Raw genomic sequence first — 20,697 nt, forward strand, 5'->3', positions numbered from 1 at the left:
GCCCCTGCGGCGTTCGGGAGGCGTTCCGGAGGTGCTCGCGACGTGCTCGCGGGGTGCTCCGGGCGCTTTCGGGAGGCGCGGATGCCGCCGGCGTGGTGCCGGGCGCTGCCGGATGCCTGGGGATCGCTGGGAGCGGGCTGGGAGTTCGGCCAACGGCCGGCCACGCGGCGGCCAAGCGGCCCGCGCGAACGGGCCGGTGCGAGCGGAATGTCCGGATCCACCCGTTCAGCCTTCTCCCAGCCCGCGCCCAGGCCGACGCAAGAGCGCCCGGCGAAGCTGTCCGCCATGAAGGTGCTCCCACGACGGCGAGGCGCCGTCCTCGTCAACTCCGCCCTGGGCGTGGCCCTGCTGGCCTGCGCCGCGCTGGCGTACACCACGGTGAACAGCGGGCCGAGCGCGGCCGCCGGACAGCCGAAGGCCCGGACCGCGACGGTGGCCAAGGGGACGGTCCTGGCCACCGTGTCCGGAACCGGCACGCTGGTGTCGCCCACCGACGCCGCCCAGGACTTCACCACCGGTGGCCGGCTCACGGCCGTCAAGGTCGCGGTCGGGGACACCGTGAAGAAGGGCCAGGTGCTGGCCACCGTCGACACCACCGCTGCCCAGCAGCAGGTGGACGCGGCCAACGCGGCGCTCACCACGGCCGACGCCAACCTCACCAAGGCCCAGGCCGGTGTCACCACCACGACCGTCGAGCCGCTGCCCCAGACCGGCGCTCCCGCCGCCCCGAGCCCCAGCCCCAGCGCCGGTGCCGGGGGCGGCGGCCGCGGAACGGGCGGGAACAGCGCGCCCGTTCCGCAGACCACCACCGTCACCACCACCAAGGTGGACGACGCGGCCGTCGCCTCGGCCGAGCAGCAGGTCGCCACCGCGCAGACCAACGTGGCCAACGCCCAGGCGGCGCTGGCCGGCACGACCCTCACCGCGTCGGTGGACGGCACCGTCGCGTCGGTCTCCGCCAAGGTCGGCGACACCGTCGGCGGGGGATCGTCCGCCACCACCTCGGGATCGACCAAGTCGACCGGGACGAGTGCGAGTTCGAGCAGCGGCACGCCGAGCGGCTTCATCGTCCTGACCAACCCCACCGGAATGCAGGTCACCGCCAACTTCTCCGAGCTCGACTCGCTCAAGCTCAAGAAGGGCGAGGCGGCCACCGTCGCGCTGAACGCGCAGTCCGACACCAAGCTCAACGCGACCGTCCTGTCGGTCAGTTCGCTGCCCAGCAGCAGTGGTGGCGGCAGCGCGGGCTCGTCGGCCGTCCAGTACGCGGCGACGCTCCAGATCAGCGGCGACACCAGCACCCTGCGCACCGGCCTCAGCGCGACCGTCTCGGTGGTCACCGGCGAGGCCGACAACGCGCTCTCGCTGCCCACCTCCGCGCTCGCCGGCACCGGCAGCAGCCGGACGGCGAACGTGATGCAGGCCGACGGCTCCACCCAGCGGATGAGCGTCACGGTCGGCGTCGAGGGCGACAGCACCGTGCAGGTGCTCACCGGGCTCAAGGAGGGCGACAAGGTCGAACTCCCCACCACCAGCGCGGGGAACGGCTTCCCGAACGGCTCCTTCCCGGGGCAGGGCGGCCAGGGCGGTCGCGGCGGTGCGGCCGGCTTCGGCGGTGGTGGCGGCGGCTTCGGTGGCGGTGGCGGCGGCATCCCCGGCGGCGGCGGTGGCGGCAACGCCGGCGGCGCGGGCCGCGGCGGCAAGGGCTGAGCATGCGTCACGTCATCGACAAGCGGGTGCCCGCGGGCCCCCCGCCACCCGTCATCCGGATCCGCCGGCTCACCAAGGCCTACGGCCACGGCGACGCCACCGTGCACGCGCTGCGCGGCCCGGCCGACCCGGCCACCGGCACGCCGCTCGGCGTCGCGCTGGACATCGACCAGGGCGACTACGTCGCGGTCATGGGCAGTTCCGGCTCCGGCAAGTCGACCCTCATGAACATCCTCGGCTGCCTCGACGTCCCCACCGCCGGCAGCTACCAGCTGGACGGCATCGACGTCGGGCACCTCGACGAGGGGCAGCTCTCGCTCGTCCGCAACCGCAAGATCGGCTTCATCTTCCAGTCGTTCAACCTGGTGCCGCGCACCACCGCCCTCGCCCAGGTCGAGCTGCCGCTCGCCTACGCGGGCGTGCGCGCCGCCGAACGGCGCCGCCGGGCGATGGCCGCGCTGTCGCTGGTCGGGCTCGCCGAGCGGGCCGGCCACCGGCCCAACGAGCTCTCCGGCGGCCAGCAGCAGCGCGTCGCCGTGGCCCGGGCACTGGTCACCGCACCCGCGATGCTGCTCGCCGACGAACCGACCGGCAACCTGGACAGCCGTGCCACCGAGGACGTGCTGGCCATCATCGACCGGCTCAACGCCACCGGCCGCACCGTCGTCCTGATCACCCACGAGGACGAGGTCGCCCGGCACGCCAAGCGGGTGCTGCGGCTCGTCGACGGCCAGATCGTCAGCGACGTCCGGCAGGCCCGCGTGGACGGTCCGCCGCCGCTGTTCGACGGCCCTCCGCTCGTCGTGGGGGTGCCGGCGTGATCCTCTGGCAGATGCTCCGCTTCGCGGTCGGCGGCCTCGCCGCCAACAAGGTGCGATCGGCGCTCACCATGCTCGGCGTGCTGATCGGCGTCGCCTCGGTGATCCTGCTGCTGGCCGTCGGCAACGGCTCGTCGGTCGCGGTCAAGGACTCGATCACCTCGCTCGGCACCAACTCCCTCACCGTCAGCTCCGGTTCGGCGAACGGCGGCTCGCGCGCCACCTCGTCGGTCAAGAAGCTGACCGTCGCCGACGCCAAGGCGCTCGCGACGGAGGCGGACCCGGCCGCGGTCAAGTCCGTCGCGCCCGTCGTCACGACCAGCGCCACCGCGCTGTACGGGAACGTCTCGTACAGCCCCGGCTCGGTCGTCGGCACCTACCCGGCGTACTTCGAGACCTCCAACCAGAAGGTCGCGCACGGCGAGTACTTCACCAACGACGACGTCCTCGGCTCGCGCAAGGTCGCGGTGCTCGGCGCCACCACCGCCAAGCAGCTCTTCGACACCGAGGACCCGGTCGGCAAGAAGATCACCGTCGGCGGCACGCCCTTCACGGTGGTCGGCGTGCTCCAGGCCAAGGGCGGCAGCGGCTTCACCGACCCGGACGACGTCCTGATCGCGCCGCTGCCCACCGTGCAGAACGCCTTCACCGGCTTCGGCCCGGTCAACCAGATCCTCGTCCAGGCCGCCTCGGCGGACAGCACGACGGCGGCCCAGTCCGAGATCACCCGGGTGCTGCTCGCCGCCCACGCGATCACCGACCCGGCCAAGGCCGACTTCCGGATCACCAACCAGGCCTCGCTGCTCACCGCCCGCGAGAGCACGACGAAGACGTTCACCGTGCTGCTCGGCGCGGTGGCCGCGATCTCGCTGCTGGTCGGCGGGATCGGGATCACCAACATCATGCTGGTGACGGTGACCGAGCGGACCAGGGAGATCGGCATCCGCAAGGCGCTCGGCGCCCCCCGCGCGGTGATCCTCGGGCAGTTCCTCACCGAGTCCACGCTGCTGTCGGTGATCGGCGCCGGGCTGGGGGTCGCGGCCGGGATCGCCGGCTCGCACTTCAGCATCGTCGGCATCAAGCCGGTGGTGATCCCCGAGTCGGTGCTCGGCGCGTTCGGCATCGCCGTCGCCATCGGGCTCTTCTTCGGCAGCTACCCCGCCAACCGGGCCGCCTCGCTGCGGCCGATCGACGCCCTCCGGCACGAGTAGGACACGACCATGACCGAGATCAACGACCCGGCCGAACAGGTCGCCCTCCTTGCCACCCCGCCGGACGCCCGGGACGTCGCCGGCGAGCTCGCGGCGCCGCCGCGCCGGCCGCTGCCCTGGCTCTCGCTGTTCCTCGCGGGCGGCGTGATCGCCACGGCCGCGTTCGCGGGCGGGGTCTGGTACCAGCAGAACAACGGGACGACCTCCTCCGCGCCCCGGGCCTCGGCCGCAGGCGCGTCGCAGCGTGCCGCGGCGGGCGGGCAGGGCGGGCAGGGCGGGCAGGGCGGCTACGGCGGCCAGGGCGGCACCGGTTCCCGCAGGGGCGGTGGCCAGGGCGGCCAGGGGCAGGGCGGGCAGCCCGGCTTCACGCGCGGCACGGTGAAGGCGGTGGACGGCACGACCGTCTACCTGACCGACGCCAACGGCAACACCGTCAAGGTCACCACCGGCGACGCGACGAAGGTCCAGCTCAACAAGGACGGCAAGGTCGCGGACCTGCAGCCCGGCCAGAGCGTGACCGTCGTCGGCACCCCCGACGCCAACGGTGGCTACACCGCCAGCCAGCTCGTCGAAGGCGCCGCGGGCGCAGGCGGTGGCTTCGGCGGCGGTGGCGGCAACCGCACCCCGTCCGGCGGCTGACCCCGCCCGCCGCGAGGCCCTCGCCCGTCATCGGGCGGGGGCCTTCGCGCGCCCTATTGCTCGCGGTCGTCCGGCGGTTTCATCCTGAGCGTCGCGACGACGCCGAGCGCGACGGTGAGAACGTCACCCGGATGCGGCCGTCGAGCGTGGTCTCGGTCCGACGAGAGCGAGGCCATCCTCCGCGCCACCCCCCAGAAGCTCGCCGACCTCCTCCAGCGCGCCAAGGCCGACGAGCTCACCCCCTGGCGAATCGCTCCTGCAGCCCCTTGCTCCCGATCCGCAGGACGCTCGACGGCGAGTCGGTCGCCGTCAACGCCGCTCTGCTGTGCCACCTCGCCGGCGCGGCTCACGTCACCACGATCGACCGCACCGAGCGCCTCGTGTCGACAGCCCGCACTCGGCTGGCCGAGGCCGGTTTCAAACCGAGCGTCCTGCGGACGGACGGGCAGGACGGGTGTCCGGACCGAGTGCCGTTCGACCGGATCATCGCCACGTGTTCCGTCCGCCGCATCCCCCGGGCCTGGCTCGACCAGTGCGCGCCTGGCGGCCTCATCGTCGCCCCGATCGCCGACGCGTTGGGCGGCGGCGCCGGGGCCCGCCTGACCAAGCTGCCGGACGGCCGAGCCGTGGGCCGCTTCCTCCACCAGCCCGCCGCCTTCATGCCCCTGCGCTCCGCCGACGAGCCCGGCCCGCCGGCTCCCGGGCCGGGGGCCGGCGGGCGGACCACTGCGGCCGGCTCCCGTGTCCTGGACGACCACGGGTTCTCGTTCTGGGCGGGTCTCCACCTCGGCCCCACGGTCGTCCGGTGCGGCAGCACCCTCCACGACCCGGCGGACGGCTCGGTCGCCTACGTGCAGGACGACACCGTCCTCGTCAGCGGTCCCCGTGACCTCTGGCAGCTGATCGAGGCCGCGCACAGGTCCTGGCTCGACCACAACCGCCCCCGCCGCGAGTGGTTCACCGTCGAGGCGGGGCCGGAGGGACTGCTCGTCGGCTACACCGCTCCGGACGGCTCTTCGACGCGATGGAGCAGCTGAGTCCTCTCGGATCAGAGCGCAGGAAGTCGGCCCAGCCGACTTCCTGCGCTGCGGTCCTTCCTCTGCGTCGCCTCGCGCACGCCTGCGCGAGGCGACGCTTCCCGCAGTGAGGGGCTGTCCTGCCTTCGTGGGTGACAGCGCACGACCGACACCCTGGGAGTGGACGATGGAAGCTCGCCTGGACCCCTTTGCCGGCCCGGTCATGGGGACGGTCTTCAAGTACCTCGCCGCGGCAGTTCGAGCTGATCGCGGAGTCGATCCTGCCGCGTGCGACGCAGGAGCCACCTCTCCGGCCGGCGGCGTTTGCGTACTCGCCGGTACGCACACCACCCAGCCCTTCGTCGTAGGCCTGTCGGCCAAAAACCGACCGATAAGGTGTTAATCCAACATTCATCCATGCCGCATAGCCTCCGGGGGCTAGCCTCATGCTGAACGCCATCGTCCGACCGGGAGGCGAAACCCCCGTGCAAGGCACTGTGACCACGCCAGGCGGCTCCGCCGTGGCCGGCGGGCCGGGTGAGGCCTTCCTCCTCGTCGTCGACGACGAGCCCAACATCCGCGAACTGCTCTCCGCCTCCCTGCGGTTCTCCGGTTTCCGGGTCGCCTCCGCCGCGACCGGCACCGAGGCCCTGCGGCTGATCGCCCACGAGCGTCCCGACCTCGTCGTCCTCGACGTCATGCTCCCCGACCTCGACGGCTTCACCGTCGTCGAGAAGCTGCGCGAGCAGACCAGCCGCGGCCAGATCGCCGGGCCCGCCCACGGCCACCCCGGCGACCACCTCCCGGTGCTCTTCCTCACCGCCAAGGACGGCGTCGGCGACAAGGTCCAGGGCCTCGCCGCGGGCGCCGACGACTACGTCACCAAGCCGTTCAGCCTCGAAGAGCTGATCGCCCGGATCCGCGCCATCCTGCGCCGGGCCGGCGGCCCCGCCGAGGACGGCCGGCTGATCGTCGCCGACCTCAGCCTCGACCCCGTCGCCCACGAGGTCACCCGCGGCGGCATCCCGGTCTCGCTCTCCCCGACCGAGTTCAAGCTGCTGCACTACCTGATGGCCAACGTCGGCCGGGTCGTCTCCAAGGCCCAGATCCTCGACCACGTGTGGGCCTACGACTTCGGCGGCGACCTCTCCATCGTCGAGTCCTACATCTCATACCTGCGCCGCAAGCTCGACTCCGGCCCCGCCCACGGCCCCAAGCTGATCCACACCGTGCGCGGCATCGGCTACGCCCTGCGCCGGCCCCCGCAGGGCTGACCGGACCCGCCCGACCGTGCCGATCCGTCCCGTGCTGCCCCGCTTCACCTCCCGGCTCTCGCTGCGTGCCCGGCTGCTCGTGCTCGTGCTCGCCCTCGTCACCACCGGTCTCGTGGTCAGCGACACCATCGTGCTCGGCACCGTCCGGGTGCAACTGGTCGAGCAGCTCGACCAGCAGCTCCAGCGCTTCGGGCTGCCGATGTCCCACCGGTCGCCGGGCAAGCTCAGCCCGCCCGACGCCGGGGGGCGGTTGCCCGTCAACGGGCGGCGCGGGCAGGGCCTGCCCAGCCAGTACCTGGTGCAGTACCTCACCTCCGACGGCAAGGTGCAGGGCGTCATGCGCCAGCCCGTCTCCGACAGCGACCCGGCGCCCCAGCTGGCCGGCCTCGACCCGGCCGCCACCGCCCCCGACGTGCCCTTCGACCTGCCCGACCAGCGCGGCCACCGCAGCTGGCGGGTGCTCGTCCTGCCGCTCCAGCCGGCCAAGACGCCCGGCGCCGGGACGGTCGCCAGCCCCTACGCGTCGCCGCTCGTCACCCCGACCTACCTGATGGTGGCCGTCTCCCGCGAGGACATCGACGCGACCATCGGCAAGCTCCGCACCTCCTTCCTCGCCATCGGCGGCGCCGTGTTCGTCATCATCGCCGCCCTCGGCTTCTTCGCCGTCCGCACCGGGCTGCGCCCGTTGCGGCGCATCGAGGCCGGCGCGGCCAGGATCGCGGCCGGCGAGCTCTCCCACCGCATGCCCGGACCCTCCCGCCGCACCGAGGTCGGGCGGCTGTCCATCGCGCTCAACGGGATGCTCACCCAGATCGAGGCCGCGTTCGCCGCGCGCGCCGAATCCGAGGCCCGCATGCGGCGGTTCATCGCCGACGCCTCGCACGAACTGCGCACCCCGCTGGCCGGCATCCGCGGCTTCACCGAGCTGTACCGGATGGGCGCGCTGCCCACCGAGGAGGACGTGCGGCGCACCATGACCCGGATCGAGAGCGAGGCCGTGCGCATGGGCGCCCTCGTCGAGGACCTCCTGGTGCTCGCCAGGCTCGACGAGGAACGCCCGCTCGACCTCGCCCCGATGGACCTGCGCACCCTCGCCGCCGACGCCCTGCACGACCTCACCGCCCTCGACCCGACCCGCCCGGTCGCCCTCACCGGCCCGGCCGGGACGGGTGCCCCCGGCGCGGCCCCCGTCCTCGGCGACGAGGCGCGGCTGCGCCAGGTCGTCACCAACCTGGTCGGCAACGCCGTCAAGCACACGCCGCCCGGCACCCCCGTCCGGATAGGCGTCGGCGGCGGCCCGGGCGGGGTCTGCCTCCTGGAGGTCGCCGACGCCGGCCCGGGCCTGACCGAGGACCAGGCCCTCCAGGTCTTCGAGCGCTTCTACCGCGTCGACGCCTCCCGCAGCCGCCACGACGGCGGCGGCGCCGGCCTCGGCCTCGCCATCGCCACCGCCCTCACCCACGCGCACGGCGGCACCCTGACCCTCGAAACCTCCCCGGGCGCCGGCGCCACCTTCCGCGTCGAACTCCCGACGACCACGGCCTCCTGACCCCGATCGGGTGAATACGACCCGATCACCCGATCGGCGGGCAGGATCCGTGCCACGGTTCGGACCATGAACCCCGAGGTCGAGGAAAGCGTGATGAGCCCCGAAGAACGGCTCTGGGACGTCTGGAAACGCTTCCGAGTCCCGGAGTACGTCAGGGCCGAGATCATCGACGATGACGACCACGGCGGCGCGGTGACGATCCTCACCGACCCGGATGTCGAGCGCCGGGCCTACAACCGTTCCGCGCGGGTCCCGTACGGCAAGGAAGCCGTGATCGAGGAGGGCCCGGCCAAGGGGTTCGTCATCGGGCCGGAGATCACCGGGGAGCGGCGTGGCTGAGGCGGGGGTGTCGTTCCGGCGGGACTTGGCCGAGTGGCGGGTGGGGCTGGTCGCGTGGCGGCTGCTGGTGTTGCAGGCGGCGCATCCGGTGGTCGGGGCGGGGATGGACGAGCACTCGACGTACCACGCGCATCCGTGGCGGCGGGTGGAGCACACGCTGGGGAGCGGGCGGCGGCTGTTCTACCAGGACGCCGACGCGCTCCGGCGCGAGGTCGCGCGGCTGGAGCGGGCGCACAAGCGGATCCGCGGGACGGACGCGGACGGGCGTGCGTACGACGCGAAGGACGCGGCGACCAGGGCGTGGGTGCTGCTGACGCTCTTCGAATCGGTCGTCACCATGCGGGAGTTGGGCGGAGATCCGTACGACCGTGGCGAACTCGACCAGGCGTACCGCGAGTTCGCCGAAGTCGTTGCCGCCTTCGGGCTTCCGGCTGATGAACTCCCGCAGTCGGCAGCCGACTTGCCCGGCTACTTCGTCGAAGTCGCCAGAGAACGGCTGGAGTTCACCGAGTCGGCGCGCTACCTGCTGTTCGACATCCTGCGCGAGGCGCCCCGGCCGCGCCGGCTCCGGTTCCTCGGGGACGCGGGCTGGCGTGCCGTGCGGGCGGTGGTGGCCCGGGTGGTGACGGCGCTGACGATCGCCGACCTGCCGCCCGTCGTCCGGGAGCGCTTCGGCCTGGTCCGCACCCGCCGTGCCGCCCTGCTGTCCCGGCTGCTGCACCACGGCGCCGGGGGCGTCCTGCGCCGGCTGCCGGACCGCCTGCGCTACCGCTCGCCGGAGCAGCGCCCGCCGTCAAGCCGGCGCCCGACGCGGCGGGACACCCGCCGGCCCCGGCTGGACCGGTTCTTCCGCGAGGTGCTCGACCAGACCGGCGACGGCCGGCTCACGGTGCACGACCTGCGGGCGATGGCCCACAACGTGTGCTGGCAGCTGGAGCTCGACGACGCCGGCGAGGCCGCCGTCCACACGGCTTTCGAGGGCTGGTGGGAGCAGCTGCGCGAGACCATGGACGCCGACGGCGACGGCGAGGTGAGCCGGGAGGAGTTCGTCGCCGCCACCATCGCCGGCTGCGACCGCGACCCGGCCTACCTGGAGGCCGGCCTGCTGCCCGCGCTGCGCGCCGTCTTCACCGCCGCCGACACCGACGGAAACGGTCACCTGGACGCCGACGAGTACCGCGCCGTCTTCGGCGGCCCGCGCGTCCACCCGGCCGAACTCTCCCACGGCTTCCGCCAGCTGGACACCGACGGGGACGGCCGGATCACCCTGGACGAGTTCCTGCGCGGCTTCACCGCCTTCTTCACGGCCCGCGCCCCCTCCACCCCCGGCACCTGGCTGCTCGGCCGTCCGTAGCGTCGGGATGCAGGGCGCCCCGGAGTTCCGGGGCGCCCTTTCACGCTGTCCGCCCCGGGGCCGGTGGGGCGGCCGTGTCAAGTGCCGGGGCGTCCAAGACGATCACCGGATCCGCCCGGGCGTTCGTTGTCGCTGCCGCGCGGGGCTCCGCAGACTGTGCGCACCGCCTTGCAGGCCTTCGCCCTGGTCAAACCCAACCCCGCGTGAGGACCCCCCGTAAGGATGATGGATACTGGCCCTTGTGAACGTGTTCACGTTCACAAGCGGACAAGCTTGCGTGGTTAGGCAGCGGTCTACGACTAAAGAAGAAGTTTGTCCGAAATGTGCCCGAAAGGGCAGGTTGGAGAGAGGGCGACGTGGAACTGGCAATCGCTCACGAAACCATCGCCAGATGGCAATTCGGCATCACCACCGTCTACCACTTCCTCTTCGTCCCGCTCACCATCAGCCTGGCCGCCGTCGTGGCCGGACTGGAGACCGCCTGGGTGCGGACGAACAAGGAGAAGTACTTCCACGCCACGAAGTTCTGGGGGAAGCTCTTCCTGATCAACATCGCGATGGGCGTGGTCACCGGCATCGTCCAGGAGTTCCAGTTCGGGATGAACTGGTCGGACTACTCCCGGTTCGTGGGCGACGTCTTCGGGGCCCCGCTCGCGATGGAGGCGCTGATCGCCTTCTTCTTCGAGTCCACGTTCATCGGCCTGTGGATCTTCGGCTGGGACAAGCTGCCGAAGAAGATCCACTGCGCGTGCATGTGGATGGTCGCCCTCGGCACCGTGCTCTCCGCCTACTTCATCCTCGCCGCCAACTCCTGGATGCAGCACCCGGTCGGCTACGCGATCGACCCGGTCACCGGCAAGGCGCAGCTCACCGACATCACCGAGGTGCTGTTCCAGAACACCACCCTCACCGTCGTCGCGCACACCCTGACCGCCGCCTTCCTCACCGGCGCGGCCTTCATGGTCGGCATCGCCTCCTTCCACCTCTGGAAGGCCAAGCGGCTGTTTGAGAAGAGTGGAGGGGCGGAGACCGCCGACCCCAAGAAGACCGCCGTGATGCGCACGTCGCTGCGGCTCGGCCTGGTGCTGGCCGTCGTCTTCGGCCTGGGCACCGCGATCAGCGGCGACTCGCTGGGCAAGGTGATGTTCGAGCAGCAGCCGATGAAGATGGCCGCCGCCGAGGCGCTGTGGGACACCCAGTCGCCGGCGCCGTTCTCGGTCTTCGCGATCGGTGACGTCAGCAAGGGCCACAACTCGGTCGAGCTGGAGATCCCGGGGATACTCTCCTTCCTCGCGCACAGCGACTTCAGCTCCTCCGTCCCCGGCATCAACGACACCGCGGCCGCCGAGGCCGCCAAGTACGGCGGCGATCCGAAGGACTACATCCCGAGCATCTTCATGACCTTCTGGGGCTTCCGCCTCATGATCGGCTTCGGGATGACCTCCTTCGCGGCCGGTCTGGTCGGACTCTGGACCACCCGGCGCAAGCTCTTCCTGCACCCCGAGTTCCGCACCGGCGACACCGAGGTGCCGCGGCTGATGCTCACCCCGAAGCGCGAACTGGGCCCGCTGCTGACCAAGTGGAGCTGGCGGATCGGCATCCTGACCATGGGCTTCCCGCTGATCGCCAACAGTTTCGGCTGGATCTTCACCGAGATGGGCCGCCAGCCCTGGGCCGTGTTCGGCCTGATGACCACGGCCAGTGCGGTCTCCCCCAACGTCGGCGTCGGCACCCAGATCGGGGCCCTGGTCACCTTCACCACGCTGTACGCGATCCTCGCCGTCATCGAGGTCCGGCTGCTGGTCAAGTACGCCAAGGCCGGTCCGGTGGTGTCCGAGCAGCCGCCGACCGTGGACCCGTCCCTGCGCGGACCGTCCGCGGACGAGGACGCCGACAAGCCGCTCGCGTTCGCCTACTGAGCACCACAGGGGATCTGACATGCAACTCCACGACGTCTGGTTCGTCCTGATCGCCGTCCTGTGGATCGGCTACTTCTTCCTGGAGGGCTTCGACTTCGGGATCGGCGTGCTCACCAAGCCGCTGGCCAGGACCACCGCCGAGCGGCGGGTGCTGATCAACACGATCGGCCCGGTGTGGGACGGCAACGAGGTCTGGCTGCTGACCGCAGGCGGCGCGACCTTCGCGGCCTTCCCCGACTGGTACGCGACGCTGTTCAGCGGCTTCTACATCCCGCTGCTGGCCATCCTGGTCTGCCTGATCGTGCGCGGCGTGGCCTTCGAGTACCGGGCCAAGCGCGACGGCGAGCGCTGGCAGCGGAACTGGGAGGAGGCCATCTTCTGGACCTCGCTGATCCCGGCCTTCCTGTGGGGCGTGGCCTTCGCCAACATCGTGCGCGGCGTGGACATCGACGCGCAGAAGAACTACGTCGGCACCCTCTGGGACCTCCTCAACCCGTACGCGCTGCTCGGCGGCCTGGTGACGCTCGGCCTCTTCACCTTCCACGGCGCGGTGTTCGCCGCGCTGAAGACGGTCGGCGAGATCCGGCTGCGGGCGCGCCGGGCCGCGCTCCTGGCCGGGACGGTGACGGCGGTGCTGGCCCTCGCCTTCCTGTCCTGGACCCAGGCCGACAGCGGCAACGGCCGGAGCCTGGTGGCCCTGGTGGTCGCCGTGGCGGCCCTGGCCGGCGCCCTGGTCGCCAACCAACGCGGCCGCGAGGGCTGGGCGTTCATCCTCTCGGGGGCGACGATCGTGGCGGCGGTGGCGATGCTGTTCCTGGCGCTCTTCCCGAACGTCATGCCGTCGACGCTGCACCCCGAGTGGAGCCTGACCGTCACCAACGCCGCGTCCTCGCCGTACACGCTGAAGCTGATGACGATCGTCGCGGCCGTGTTCACCCCGCTCGTGCTGCTCTACCAGGGCTGGACGTACTGGGTGTTCCGCAAGCGCATCGGCGTCCAGCACATCCCGGCCGGGCACTGACATGAAGCCGGTCGACCCGCGACTGCTCGGGCACGCCAGCACCACCCGGGCCTTCCTCGCCGGATCCGTGCTCCTCGGCGCGGCGGGCGCCGTCCTGGTGGTCGCGCAGGCGAGCCTGATCGCCGAGATCGTCGTGCGCGGCTTCCGGCACGGGGCGGCGCCCGGCGAGCTCACCACCCCGCTGGTGCTGCTCGCGCTGACCGCCGTCGGGCGGGGGCTGGTCGGCTGGCTCACCGAGCTCACCGCGCACCGGTCCGTCGCCCGGGTGAAGTCCACCCTGCGGCGCCGGCTGCTCGACCACGCCACCGCGCTCGGCCCGGCCTACCTGGCGGGCCGGCGCACCGGCGAGCTCACCACCCTCGCGACCCGCGGCGTCGACGCCCTCGACGACTACTTCGCGCGCTACCTCCCGCAGTTGGCGCTCGCGGTGGCCGTGCCGGCGATCGTGCTGCTGCGGATCGCGGGGGCCGACCTCACCTCGGCCGCGATCATCGCCGGGACGCTGCCGCTGATCCCGCTGTTCATGGTGCTGATCGGGATGGCCACCCAGTCCCGGATGGACCGGCAGTGGCAGACCCTGGCCCGGCTCTCGCACCACTTCCTCGACGTGGTGGCCGGCCTGCCCACCCTCAAGGTGTTCAACCGGGCGCGGGCACAGGCCGCCACGATCGCCCGCATCACCGCCGACTACCGCCGGGCGACCCTGCGCACCCTGCGGATCGCGTTCATCTCCTCGTTCGCGCTGGAGCTGCTCTCCACGCTGTCGGTCGCGCTGGTCGCGGTGTCCGTCGGGTTCCGGCTGGTGGACGGCACGCTCGACCTGGAGACCGGGCTGCTGGTCCTCATCCTCGCCCCCGAGGTGTACTTCCCGATCCGCCAGGTCGGCGCGCTCTACCACTCCAGCGTGGAGGGGCTGACGGCGGCGGACGAGATCTTCGAGGTGCTGGAGACGCCGCTGCCCGCCGCCGGGGTCGTCCCGGCCCCCGCGCTCGCCGGCGCGACCGTGACGGCGGACGGCCTGGTCGTGCGGCACCCCGGGCGGACGGAGCCCGCGCTGGACGGCGCCGGGCTGACGCTGCGTCCGGGCGCCACCGTCGCCCTGACCGGACCGAGCGGGGCCGGCAAGTCCACCCTGGTGTCCGTCCTGCTCGGCCTGACCGCGCCGGACGCCGGCGCCGTCCGGATCACCGCCGCCGACGGCCGCGCGTACGACCTGGCCGAGCTCGACCCGGCCACCTGGCGGCGGCAGATCGCCTGGGTGCCGCAGCACCCGCACCTGTTCGCCGGGACGGTCGCCGAGAACCTGCGCCTGCACCGGCCGCAGGCGAGCGACGACGAGCTGTGGACGGCGCTGCGCTCCGCCCACGCGCTGGACTTCGTGACGGACCTGGACGCCGTCCTCGGCGAGGACGGTGCCGGGCTCTCCGCCGGGCAGCGGCAGCGGATCGCGCTCGCCCGCGTGCTGCTCGCCGACGACCGCCCGCTGGTGCTGCTCGACGAGCCGACCGCCAACCTGGACGGCGCCTCCGAGGCGGCCGTCGTGGCGGCCGTCCGGGCGCTCGCCGAGGACCCGGCGCGCACGGTCCTGGTGGTCGCCCACCGGCCGGCGCTGCTGGCCGTCGCGGACGAGCGGGTGCGGCTGGCGGGCGCCGCCGCTCCGGCCGCCGCCGCGGTCGAGCTCCTGCCCCACAGCGGACGCCCGGTGGCCGCGACCGCCGTCGAGGACGAGACCCCGGCCGGCACCGCCGCGCCCCGGCTCGCGCTGTCGATCCTGCTCGGCGCGCTCGCCCTCGGCTGCGCCGTCGCCCTCATGGCCACGTCGGGCTACCTCATCTCGTACGCCTCCGAGATGCCGCCGGTGCTCTACCTGATGATGGCCGTCACCTCCGTCCGCGCGTTCGGCATCGGCCGCAGCGTCTTCCGGTACGCCGAACGGCTCGTCTCGCACGACGCCGTGCTGCGCACCCTCGGCACGCTGCGCGCCGCCGTCTACCGGCGGCTCACCGCGCTCGCCCCGGCCGCACTGCCCGCGTTCCGGCGCGGCGACCTGCTGTCCCGGCTGGTCGCCGACGTCGACGCGATCCAGGACCACTACCTGCGCTGGCGGCTGCCGGCCGCCGTCGCCGGCGTCGTGTCGCTCGCCGCGGCCGTCGCGATGGGCGCCTTCCTGCCCGCCGCCGGTGTCGTCCTCGGCGTCGGGCTGCTGCTCGCGGGCGCCGTGGTGCCCGCGCTGGCCGCCCGCTGGTCGGCCGGTGCCGAGCGGCGGCAGGCCCCGGCGCGGGGACGGCTCACCACCGCCGTCGTCGACGCCTTCTCCGGCACCGCCGAACTCACCGTCGCCGGTGCGCTGCCCGGCCGGCTCGCCGCCGTCCGCAGCGCCGACGCGGCGCTGACCGGGCTGGCCGCCCGCTCGGCCGCCACCACCGCGCTCGGCACCGGGCTGATCACGCTGCTCGCCGGACTGACGGTGACCGCCGCCGCGGCCGTCGGCCTGCGCGGCGTGCACGCCGGGGCGCTGGCGCCGGTCTGCCTGGCCGTCGTCGTGCTCACCCCGCTCGCCGCGTTCGAGGCCGTCACGGGGATGCCGCTCGCCGTCCAGGCCCGCCAGCGCAGCCGCGCCGCGCGGGCCCGGCTGGACGAAGTGCTGGACGCGGAGCCCGCGGTCGCCGATCCGGTCGAGGCGGCGGCGCTGCCCGCGCAGCCGCTGCCGATCGCCGTGCGCGGCCTGGCGGTCCGCTACCCCGGACGGGCCGAGGACGCCCTGTCCGGGGTGGACCTCGACCTCGCGCCCGGGCGCCGGATCGCCGTCGTCGGCCCGTCCGGCTCCGGCAAGACCACGCTCGCCCAGGCGCTGCTGCGTTTCCTGGAGCCGGCTGCGGGCGGCGTCACCTTCGCCGCCGGCTGTCCACAGGCTGTGGACAGCCGCGCGCTCCCGGGCGACGACGTCCGCCGGGTGATCGGCCTCTGCGCGCAGGACGCCCACGTCTTCGACAGCTCGCTCCGGGAGAACCTGCGCCTCGCCCGGCCGGGCGCCGACGAGGACGAACTGCGCGCCGCCCTGGCCGGCGCCCGGCTGCTCGACTGGACGGACGGCCTGCCGGACGGCCTCGACACCATGGTCGGTGAGCACGGCGCCCGCCTCTCCGGCGGCCAGCGCCGGCGCCTCGCGCTCGCCCGGGCCCTGCTCGCCGACTTCCCGGTGCTCGTCCTCGACGAGCCCGCCGAACACCTCGACCTGCCCACCGCCGACGCGCTCACCGCCGACCTGCTCGCCGCCACCGCCGGCCGCACCACCGTCCTGATCACCCACCGGCTGGCCGGGCTGGACGACGACACCGTGGACGAGGTGCTGGTGCTGGACGGCGGCCGGGTGGCCGAGCGGGGCCGCTGGTCGGAGCTGCTCGCGGACGGCGACGGGCGGCTGCACGCGATGTGGCGGCGGGAGCGGGAGGCGGACGGCCTGCTGGAGGCGGCCGGCCCGCTGGTGGCCCGGTAGCCGCTCCGTCGCGCCGTCCTTCGGATGAAAACCGTACAAACTAGGCTCATCTTCATGGACCCCACGCCAGACCTCCCCGCCGCCGCCCCGGAGCCCACCCCCCACCGGGTGCCCGAGATCGCCTCGCTCGGCCTGGACACCCTGGTCACCGAGGTCGCGGAACGCCTCCAGTCGGCCGCCGCCGTCACCGACCGGATGCAGCGGCTGCTGGAGGCCGTCGTCTCCATCGGCGCCGGACTCGACCTGCACGCCACCCTGCACCGCATCGCCACCGGCGCCGCCGAACTCGTCGACGCCCGGTACGCGGCCCTCGGCGTGATCGCCCCCGGCGGGCACGGCCTGGCCGACTTCATCCACGTCGGCATCGACGACGCGACCGCCGCCGAGATCGGCGAACTGCCCGCCGGGCGCGGCATCCTCGGCGCGCTCATCGACCGCCCCGAACCGCTGCGCCTGGCCGACCTCGGCAGCGACCCGCGCTCCTCCGGGTTCCCGCCGCACCACCCGCAGATGAAGACCTTCCTCGGCGAGCCGATCCGGGTCCGCGACGAGGTGTTCGGCAACCTCTACCTGACGGAGAAGAAGGGCGGCGGCGCCTTCACCCCCGAGGACGAGCAGGTGGTGAACGCGCTCGCCGCCGCGGCCGGCGTCGCCATCGAGAACTCCCGCCTGTACGAGGAGGGCCGGCGCCGCGAGCGCTGGATCGCCGGCGCCGCCGCCGTCACCACGGCGCTGCTCTCCACCGACGAGGCCGAGGTCGCGCTGACCGTCGCCGCCGAGCAGGTGCGGGAGCTGGCGGACGCCTCGCTCGGCATGATCCTGCTGCCGACCGCCGCCGACGGCGAGGACGTCTCCCAGATGCGCGTCGCCCACGCGTCCGGCGAGGCGGCCGAGTTCGTCCGCGGCGAGCTGCTGCCCAAGGACAGCTTCGCCACCCGGCTGCTCGCCGGCGAGAGCGTGTACCTCGACGACATGTCGAGCGACCCGACCGTGGTCATCCGGCTCGCCCGCAGCTTCGGCCCGTCCATGGCCGTCCCGATGGTCGCCGCCGGCCGGGTCCTCGGCGGGCTCTGCGTCTGGCGCGCGCGCGGCGCGCTGCCCTTCACCGACAGCGAGAAGCAGCTCGCCGAGACCTTCGCCTCGCAGGCCGCGCTCGCCCTGCGGCTCGCCGAGGGCCAGCGCGACCAGCAGCGCCTCGCCGTCTTCCAGGACCGCGACCGGATCGCCCGCGACCTCCACGACCTCGTGATCCAGCGGCTGTTCGCCACCGGGATGATCCTGGAGAGCGCGGCCCGCCGCTCCGTCGTGCCCGAGGTGAAGGTGGGCATCGGCAAGGCCGTCGACGAACTCGACGCCACCATCCAGGAGGTCCGCACCACCATCTACGCGCTCCAGCACGACAACCACGGCGACGTCCCCGACACCCTGCGCACCCGGGTCCTGCGCGAGGCCAGCCAGGCCGCAGCGGCGCTCGGCTTCAAGCCCGCGGTGAGCTTCGTCGGGCCGGTGGAGAGCCTCGTCGGCGACAAGACCGGGCGTCAACTGCTGGCCGCACTGCGGGAGATGCTCTCCAACACGGCCCGCCACGCCCGGGCCTCCCGGGTCGGGGTGGAGATCGACGCCACCGTCCACCTCGACGACGCCGGGCACCCGGTCGGCGGCGACCCGGAGTCGCTGGACCGCGGCGGCCGGCCCGGCGTGCTGCTCACCGTCACCGACGACGGCGTCGGCATCCCCGCGGGCGGCCGGCGCAGCGGCCTGCTCAACCTCACCCGCCGCGCCGAGGCCCTCGGTGGCGACGCGTGGCACGAGGGCGGCCCGTACGGGAAGGGCACGAGGGTCTGCTGGACGTCCCGGCTCTGAGCGCCGAAGCGGGCCGGGAACACGAACGGTTCGGGGACGACGGGGGGAGGCCCGGTGGTGGATTGGTGAAAGCTGAACAAGGGAGAACTTCCGGACCAACGGCGTAAGTTGTCGGCGTCCGCCCCTTCCGGCGTGTCCGTGTGCACACATAGCTTTGCTCCGTCTCGGAGGGGAACCGGACGGGGGGAGCAGTGGACGCGTCGGGCCGTGGTCACGCCGCAGCAGGACCAGCGAGCCGAGGGGGGTTCCGCACCGAGCGGGCGCCGGACGGGCGCTACCGCTGGCAGCTCAAGGCGCCGAACGGGCGGGTGGTCGCCATCACCCCGGCGGCGTTCGAGACGGTCGGCGAGGCCGAGCGCGGCTTCGACGGGCTGCGCGCCGGCGCCGCCGAACTCACCGCGCGCATCACCCACGTCCGGGACGGCATCGGATGGATCTGGGTCGTCCCCGGCTCCCGCAGCCTCCCCGAGGTGCGCTCCAGCCGGGCCTACGAGCGGTACGCCACCTGCCAGAACGCGTTCCGCCGCTTCGTCGTGCTGCTCGCCAAGCAGCCGGCGCGCGAGTTGCCCGGGCGTGAGTTGTCGGCGCGTGAGTTGCCCGGGCGTGAGCCGCCCAGAGGGGAACTGCCGGGGCGTGAACTGCCCGGGCGGACCGCGTCACTGAGACGCACCGATGGCCGCTGAGCGGCGCGGTCCCCGGCTGCTCGTCGTGCCGGCGGCCGACCGCTGCGTCGGCTGGGCGCTGCGCGCGGCCAACGGGCGGCCGCTCGGCGTGGGCGTCCGGACGTACCGCAACGAGGACGAACTCGCCGACGCCGTAAGAGAACTGCTGATCGAGAGAGCGGTGCTGCGGTGCTCGGTCGGACAGTCCGAGGGGCGCCAGTGGGTCTGGGCCGCCTACCTGCCGGTGCGCACCACCCGGCCGGGGGCGGCCGATTCCGTTCCGGTGGCGCGCAGCGCGCGCGGGTACCTGCGGCGCGACCAGTGCCAGGCGGGGATCGACGGGTTCCTGGCCGGGCTCCACCGGCTGGGGCAGGAGGTGCGGCGGTCGGGGCCGGACGGCATCTGGTCGCTGTAGCGCGCCGTCCGTCCGTGCTGTTCCGGTGAAGGGCAGGTATCCGGCAACCCCCCGAGCCGCCACCTGGAGAAGAACGTCCAGGCCCGCTGAGCTGCTTGTTTCCGCACTGTTGCGGACCGGCTGACCAGTCGCTAAACCTCGCCGAACCGACGAATCGACATTCCGGGGCCGGTCTCGACCACCCTTCCGGCGCAACCGCCCCGGCGGACAGGATCTGCACTGCCGGACGGGCCGCAGCGGAGGCGGCCACCGGCCCCGAACTCCCCCCGGGAGTGCGGGATTCACGCGATGGACGTCTCTCCCACCGGAGGAAGAGGAACATGCGTAAGACCGCTGCCAAGCTGCTCACCGCCGCCGCCCTGGCGACCTCGGTCGCCACCGTCTTCAGCGGCACCGCGGTGGCCGACCCGGCCGCCGGTGTCACCCCGGCCGCCCAGGACATCGTGGGTGCCGGCTCGGACACCACCCAGGCCGTGCTGAACCAGCTCTCCACCGCCTACAACGCGACGCTGACGGACCCGAACGCGCCGCGGCTGTACAGCTGGGACGCGATCGGCTCCTCGCCGATCACCCCCAAGACCGGTGCCGGCACGATCACCCGCCCGAACGGCTCCGGCGCCGGCATCAACGCGCTGAACGCCAACACCAGCACGACCCTCGACTTCGCCCGCTCCTCGCGCGGCCCGGTCAGCGGCTCGACCGGCGACCCGGCCACCGACGACTTCGTCGCGATGGCCAAGGACGCGGTGGCCTGGGCGGCCCCGAACAACGGCCACGCCCCGGCGAACCTGACCACGCAGAACCTCAAGGACATCTACACCTGCAACGTCACCAACTGGACCCAGATCGACCCCACGCTGACCAACGCGACCATCAAGCCGTTCCTGCCGCAGAAGGACTCCGGCACCCGGGCCTTCTTCCTGAAGGCGATCGGCAGCGGCACCTCGGTCACCCCGGGCAGCTGCGTCATCCAGGGCACCCAGGAGAACCAGGGCAGCGACCCGGCCCTCGCCGACCTCGACGCCGTGGTCCCCTACTCCGTGGCCCACTACATCGGCCAGGTCTACTTCAACCAGGGCAGCGGCGCCGACGTCCAGGGCCCGCTGACTATCCGTTCGGTCGACGGCACCGCGCCGGTCGACGTCCCGAACCAGAAGATCAGCGACGCCTTCGCCGCCTCCTCCTACGCGCGCGTGGTCTACAACGTCATCCGTGACGCCGAGTGGACCGGCTCGGACGCGCACGCCACCGCGCTGCAGAACATCTTCGGCAACGGCGGCTTCATCTGCAGCAGCGCCGGTGCGACCGTCCTGCAGAGCTACGGCTTCCTGCCGCTGCAGGGCTTCGACTGCGGCAGCTCCATCCACTCCTGACCAACCCCGCACCATCCGGCGGCCACGGGCTTCGCGCC

General features: G+C 73.2%; 16 protein-coding genes. All 16 read left to right on the plus strand.

Features of this window, described 5'->3' with window-relative positions; translation table 11 throughout:
* Positions 1-285: 285 nt before the first annotated feature.
* The 16 genes from ACFXDE_RS28140 (at position 286) to ACFXDE_RS28215 (ending at position 20,659) form a co-directional block, all read left to right on the plus strand.
* Positions 286-1,710, plus strand: a complete 1,425-nt coding sequence (locus ACFXDE_RS28140; RefSeq protein ID WP_380497477.1) for an efflux RND transporter periplasmic adaptor subunit — start codon at positions 286-288, stop codon at positions 1,708-1,710.
* Positions 1,711-1,712: 2 nt separating this feature from the next.
* The gene (locus ACFXDE_RS28145; protein ID WP_380439662.1) at positions 1,713-2,531 is read left to right on the plus strand and encodes an ABC transporter ATP-binding protein; all 819 of its coding nucleotides are present in this window, start codon (positions 1,713-1,715) and stop codon (positions 2,529-2,531) included.
* Entirely contained in the window at positions 2,528-3,739 is a 1,212-nt protein-coding gene (locus ACFXDE_RS28150) for an ABC transporter permease (RefSeq protein ID WP_380497478.1), read from the plus strand. Before ACFXDE_RS28145 ends, ACFXDE_RS28150 begins: the two co-directional genes overlap by 4 nt.
* A gap of 9 nt (positions 3,740-3,748) precedes the next feature.
* Positions 3,749-4,378: a DUF5666 domain-containing protein gene (locus tag ACFXDE_RS28155; RefSeq protein ID WP_380497479.1), complete on the plus strand. Its 630-nt coding sequence runs from the start codon at positions 3,749-3,751 to the stop codon at positions 4,376-4,378.
* A gap of 266 nt (positions 4,379-4,644) precedes the next feature.
* Complete coding sequence (locus ACFXDE_RS28160; RefSeq protein WP_380497480.1) at positions 4,645-5,415, plus strand: hypothetical protein; 771 nt, start codon at positions 4,645-4,647, stop codon at positions 5,413-5,415.
* Between the two features lie 425 nt (positions 5,416-5,840).
* Entirely contained in the window at positions 5,841-6,668 is an 828-nt protein-coding gene (locus ACFXDE_RS28165; RefSeq protein ID WP_380439654.1) for a response regulator transcription factor, read from the plus strand.
* 16 nt (positions 6,669-6,684) lie between these two features.
* Positions 6,685-8,217: a sensor histidine kinase gene (locus ACFXDE_RS28170; protein ID WP_380497481.1), complete on the plus strand. Its 1,533-nt coding sequence runs from the start codon at positions 6,685-6,687 to the stop codon at positions 8,215-8,217.
* 66 nt (positions 8,218-8,283) lie between these two features.
* Positions 8,284-8,556 carry a hypothetical protein gene (locus ACFXDE_RS28175; protein ID WP_380497482.1) on the plus strand — a complete coding sequence of 91 codons (273 nt, stop codon included), beginning with the start codon at positions 8,284-8,286 and terminating at the stop codon, positions 8,554-8,556.
* Positions 8,549-9,910, plus strand: a complete 1,362-nt coding sequence (locus ACFXDE_RS28180) for an oxygenase MpaB family protein (protein WP_380497483.1) — start codon at positions 8,549-8,551, stop codon at positions 9,908-9,910. Before ACFXDE_RS28175 ends, ACFXDE_RS28180 begins: the two co-directional genes overlap by 8 nt.
* A gap of 356 nt (positions 9,911-10,266) precedes the next feature.
* On the plus strand, positions 10,267-11,829 hold the full coding sequence (locus tag ACFXDE_RS28185; protein WP_380439646.1) for a cytochrome ubiquinol oxidase subunit I: 1,563 nt from the start codon (positions 10,267-10,269) through the stop codon (positions 11,827-11,829).
* 19 nt (positions 11,830-11,848) lie between these two features.
* Positions 11,849-12,850 carry a cytochrome d ubiquinol oxidase subunit II gene (gene cydB / locus ACFXDE_RS28190; RefSeq protein ID WP_380497484.1) on the plus strand — a complete coding sequence of 334 codons (1,002 nt, stop codon included), beginning with the start codon at positions 11,849-11,851 and terminating at the stop codon, positions 12,848-12,850.
* Between the two features lies 1 nt (position 12,851).
* Positions 12,852-16,346 (plus strand): thiol reductant ABC exporter subunit CydD, encoded by a 3,495-nt coding sequence (cydD, locus tag ACFXDE_RS28195; RefSeq protein WP_380497485.1) that lies wholly within the window; start codon positions 12,852-12,854, stop codon positions 16,344-16,346.
* 54 nt (positions 16,347-16,400) lie between these two features.
* On the plus strand, positions 16,401-18,209 hold the full coding sequence (locus ACFXDE_RS28200; RefSeq protein WP_380439639.1) for a GAF domain-containing protein: 1,809 nt from the start codon (positions 16,401-16,403) through the stop codon (positions 18,207-18,209).
* Between the two features lie 191 nt (positions 18,210-18,400).
* Complete coding sequence (locus ACFXDE_RS28205; RefSeq protein ID WP_380497486.1) at positions 18,401-18,892, plus strand: hypothetical protein; 492 nt, start codon at positions 18,401-18,403, stop codon at positions 18,890-18,892.
* Positions 18,882-19,286, plus strand: coding sequence for a hypothetical protein (locus tag ACFXDE_RS28210; protein WP_380439635.1), 405 nt, complete (start codon positions 18,882-18,884; stop codon positions 19,284-19,286). The genes ACFXDE_RS28205 and ACFXDE_RS28210 overlap by 11 nt, the downstream gene beginning before the upstream one ends.
* Before the next feature lie 320 nt (positions 19,287-19,606).
* On the plus strand, positions 19,607-20,659 hold the full coding sequence (locus ACFXDE_RS28215) for a PstS family phosphate ABC transporter substrate-binding protein (RefSeq protein WP_380439633.1): 1,053 nt from the start codon (positions 19,607-19,609) through the stop codon (positions 20,657-20,659).
* Positions 20,660-20,697 lie beyond the last annotated feature (38 nt).

The sequence above is a fragment of the Kitasatospora sp. NPDC059408 genome (assembly GCF_042751525.1).
Taxonomy (GTDB): Bacteria; Actinomycetota; Actinomycetes; order Streptomycetales; family Streptomycetaceae; genus Kitasatospora.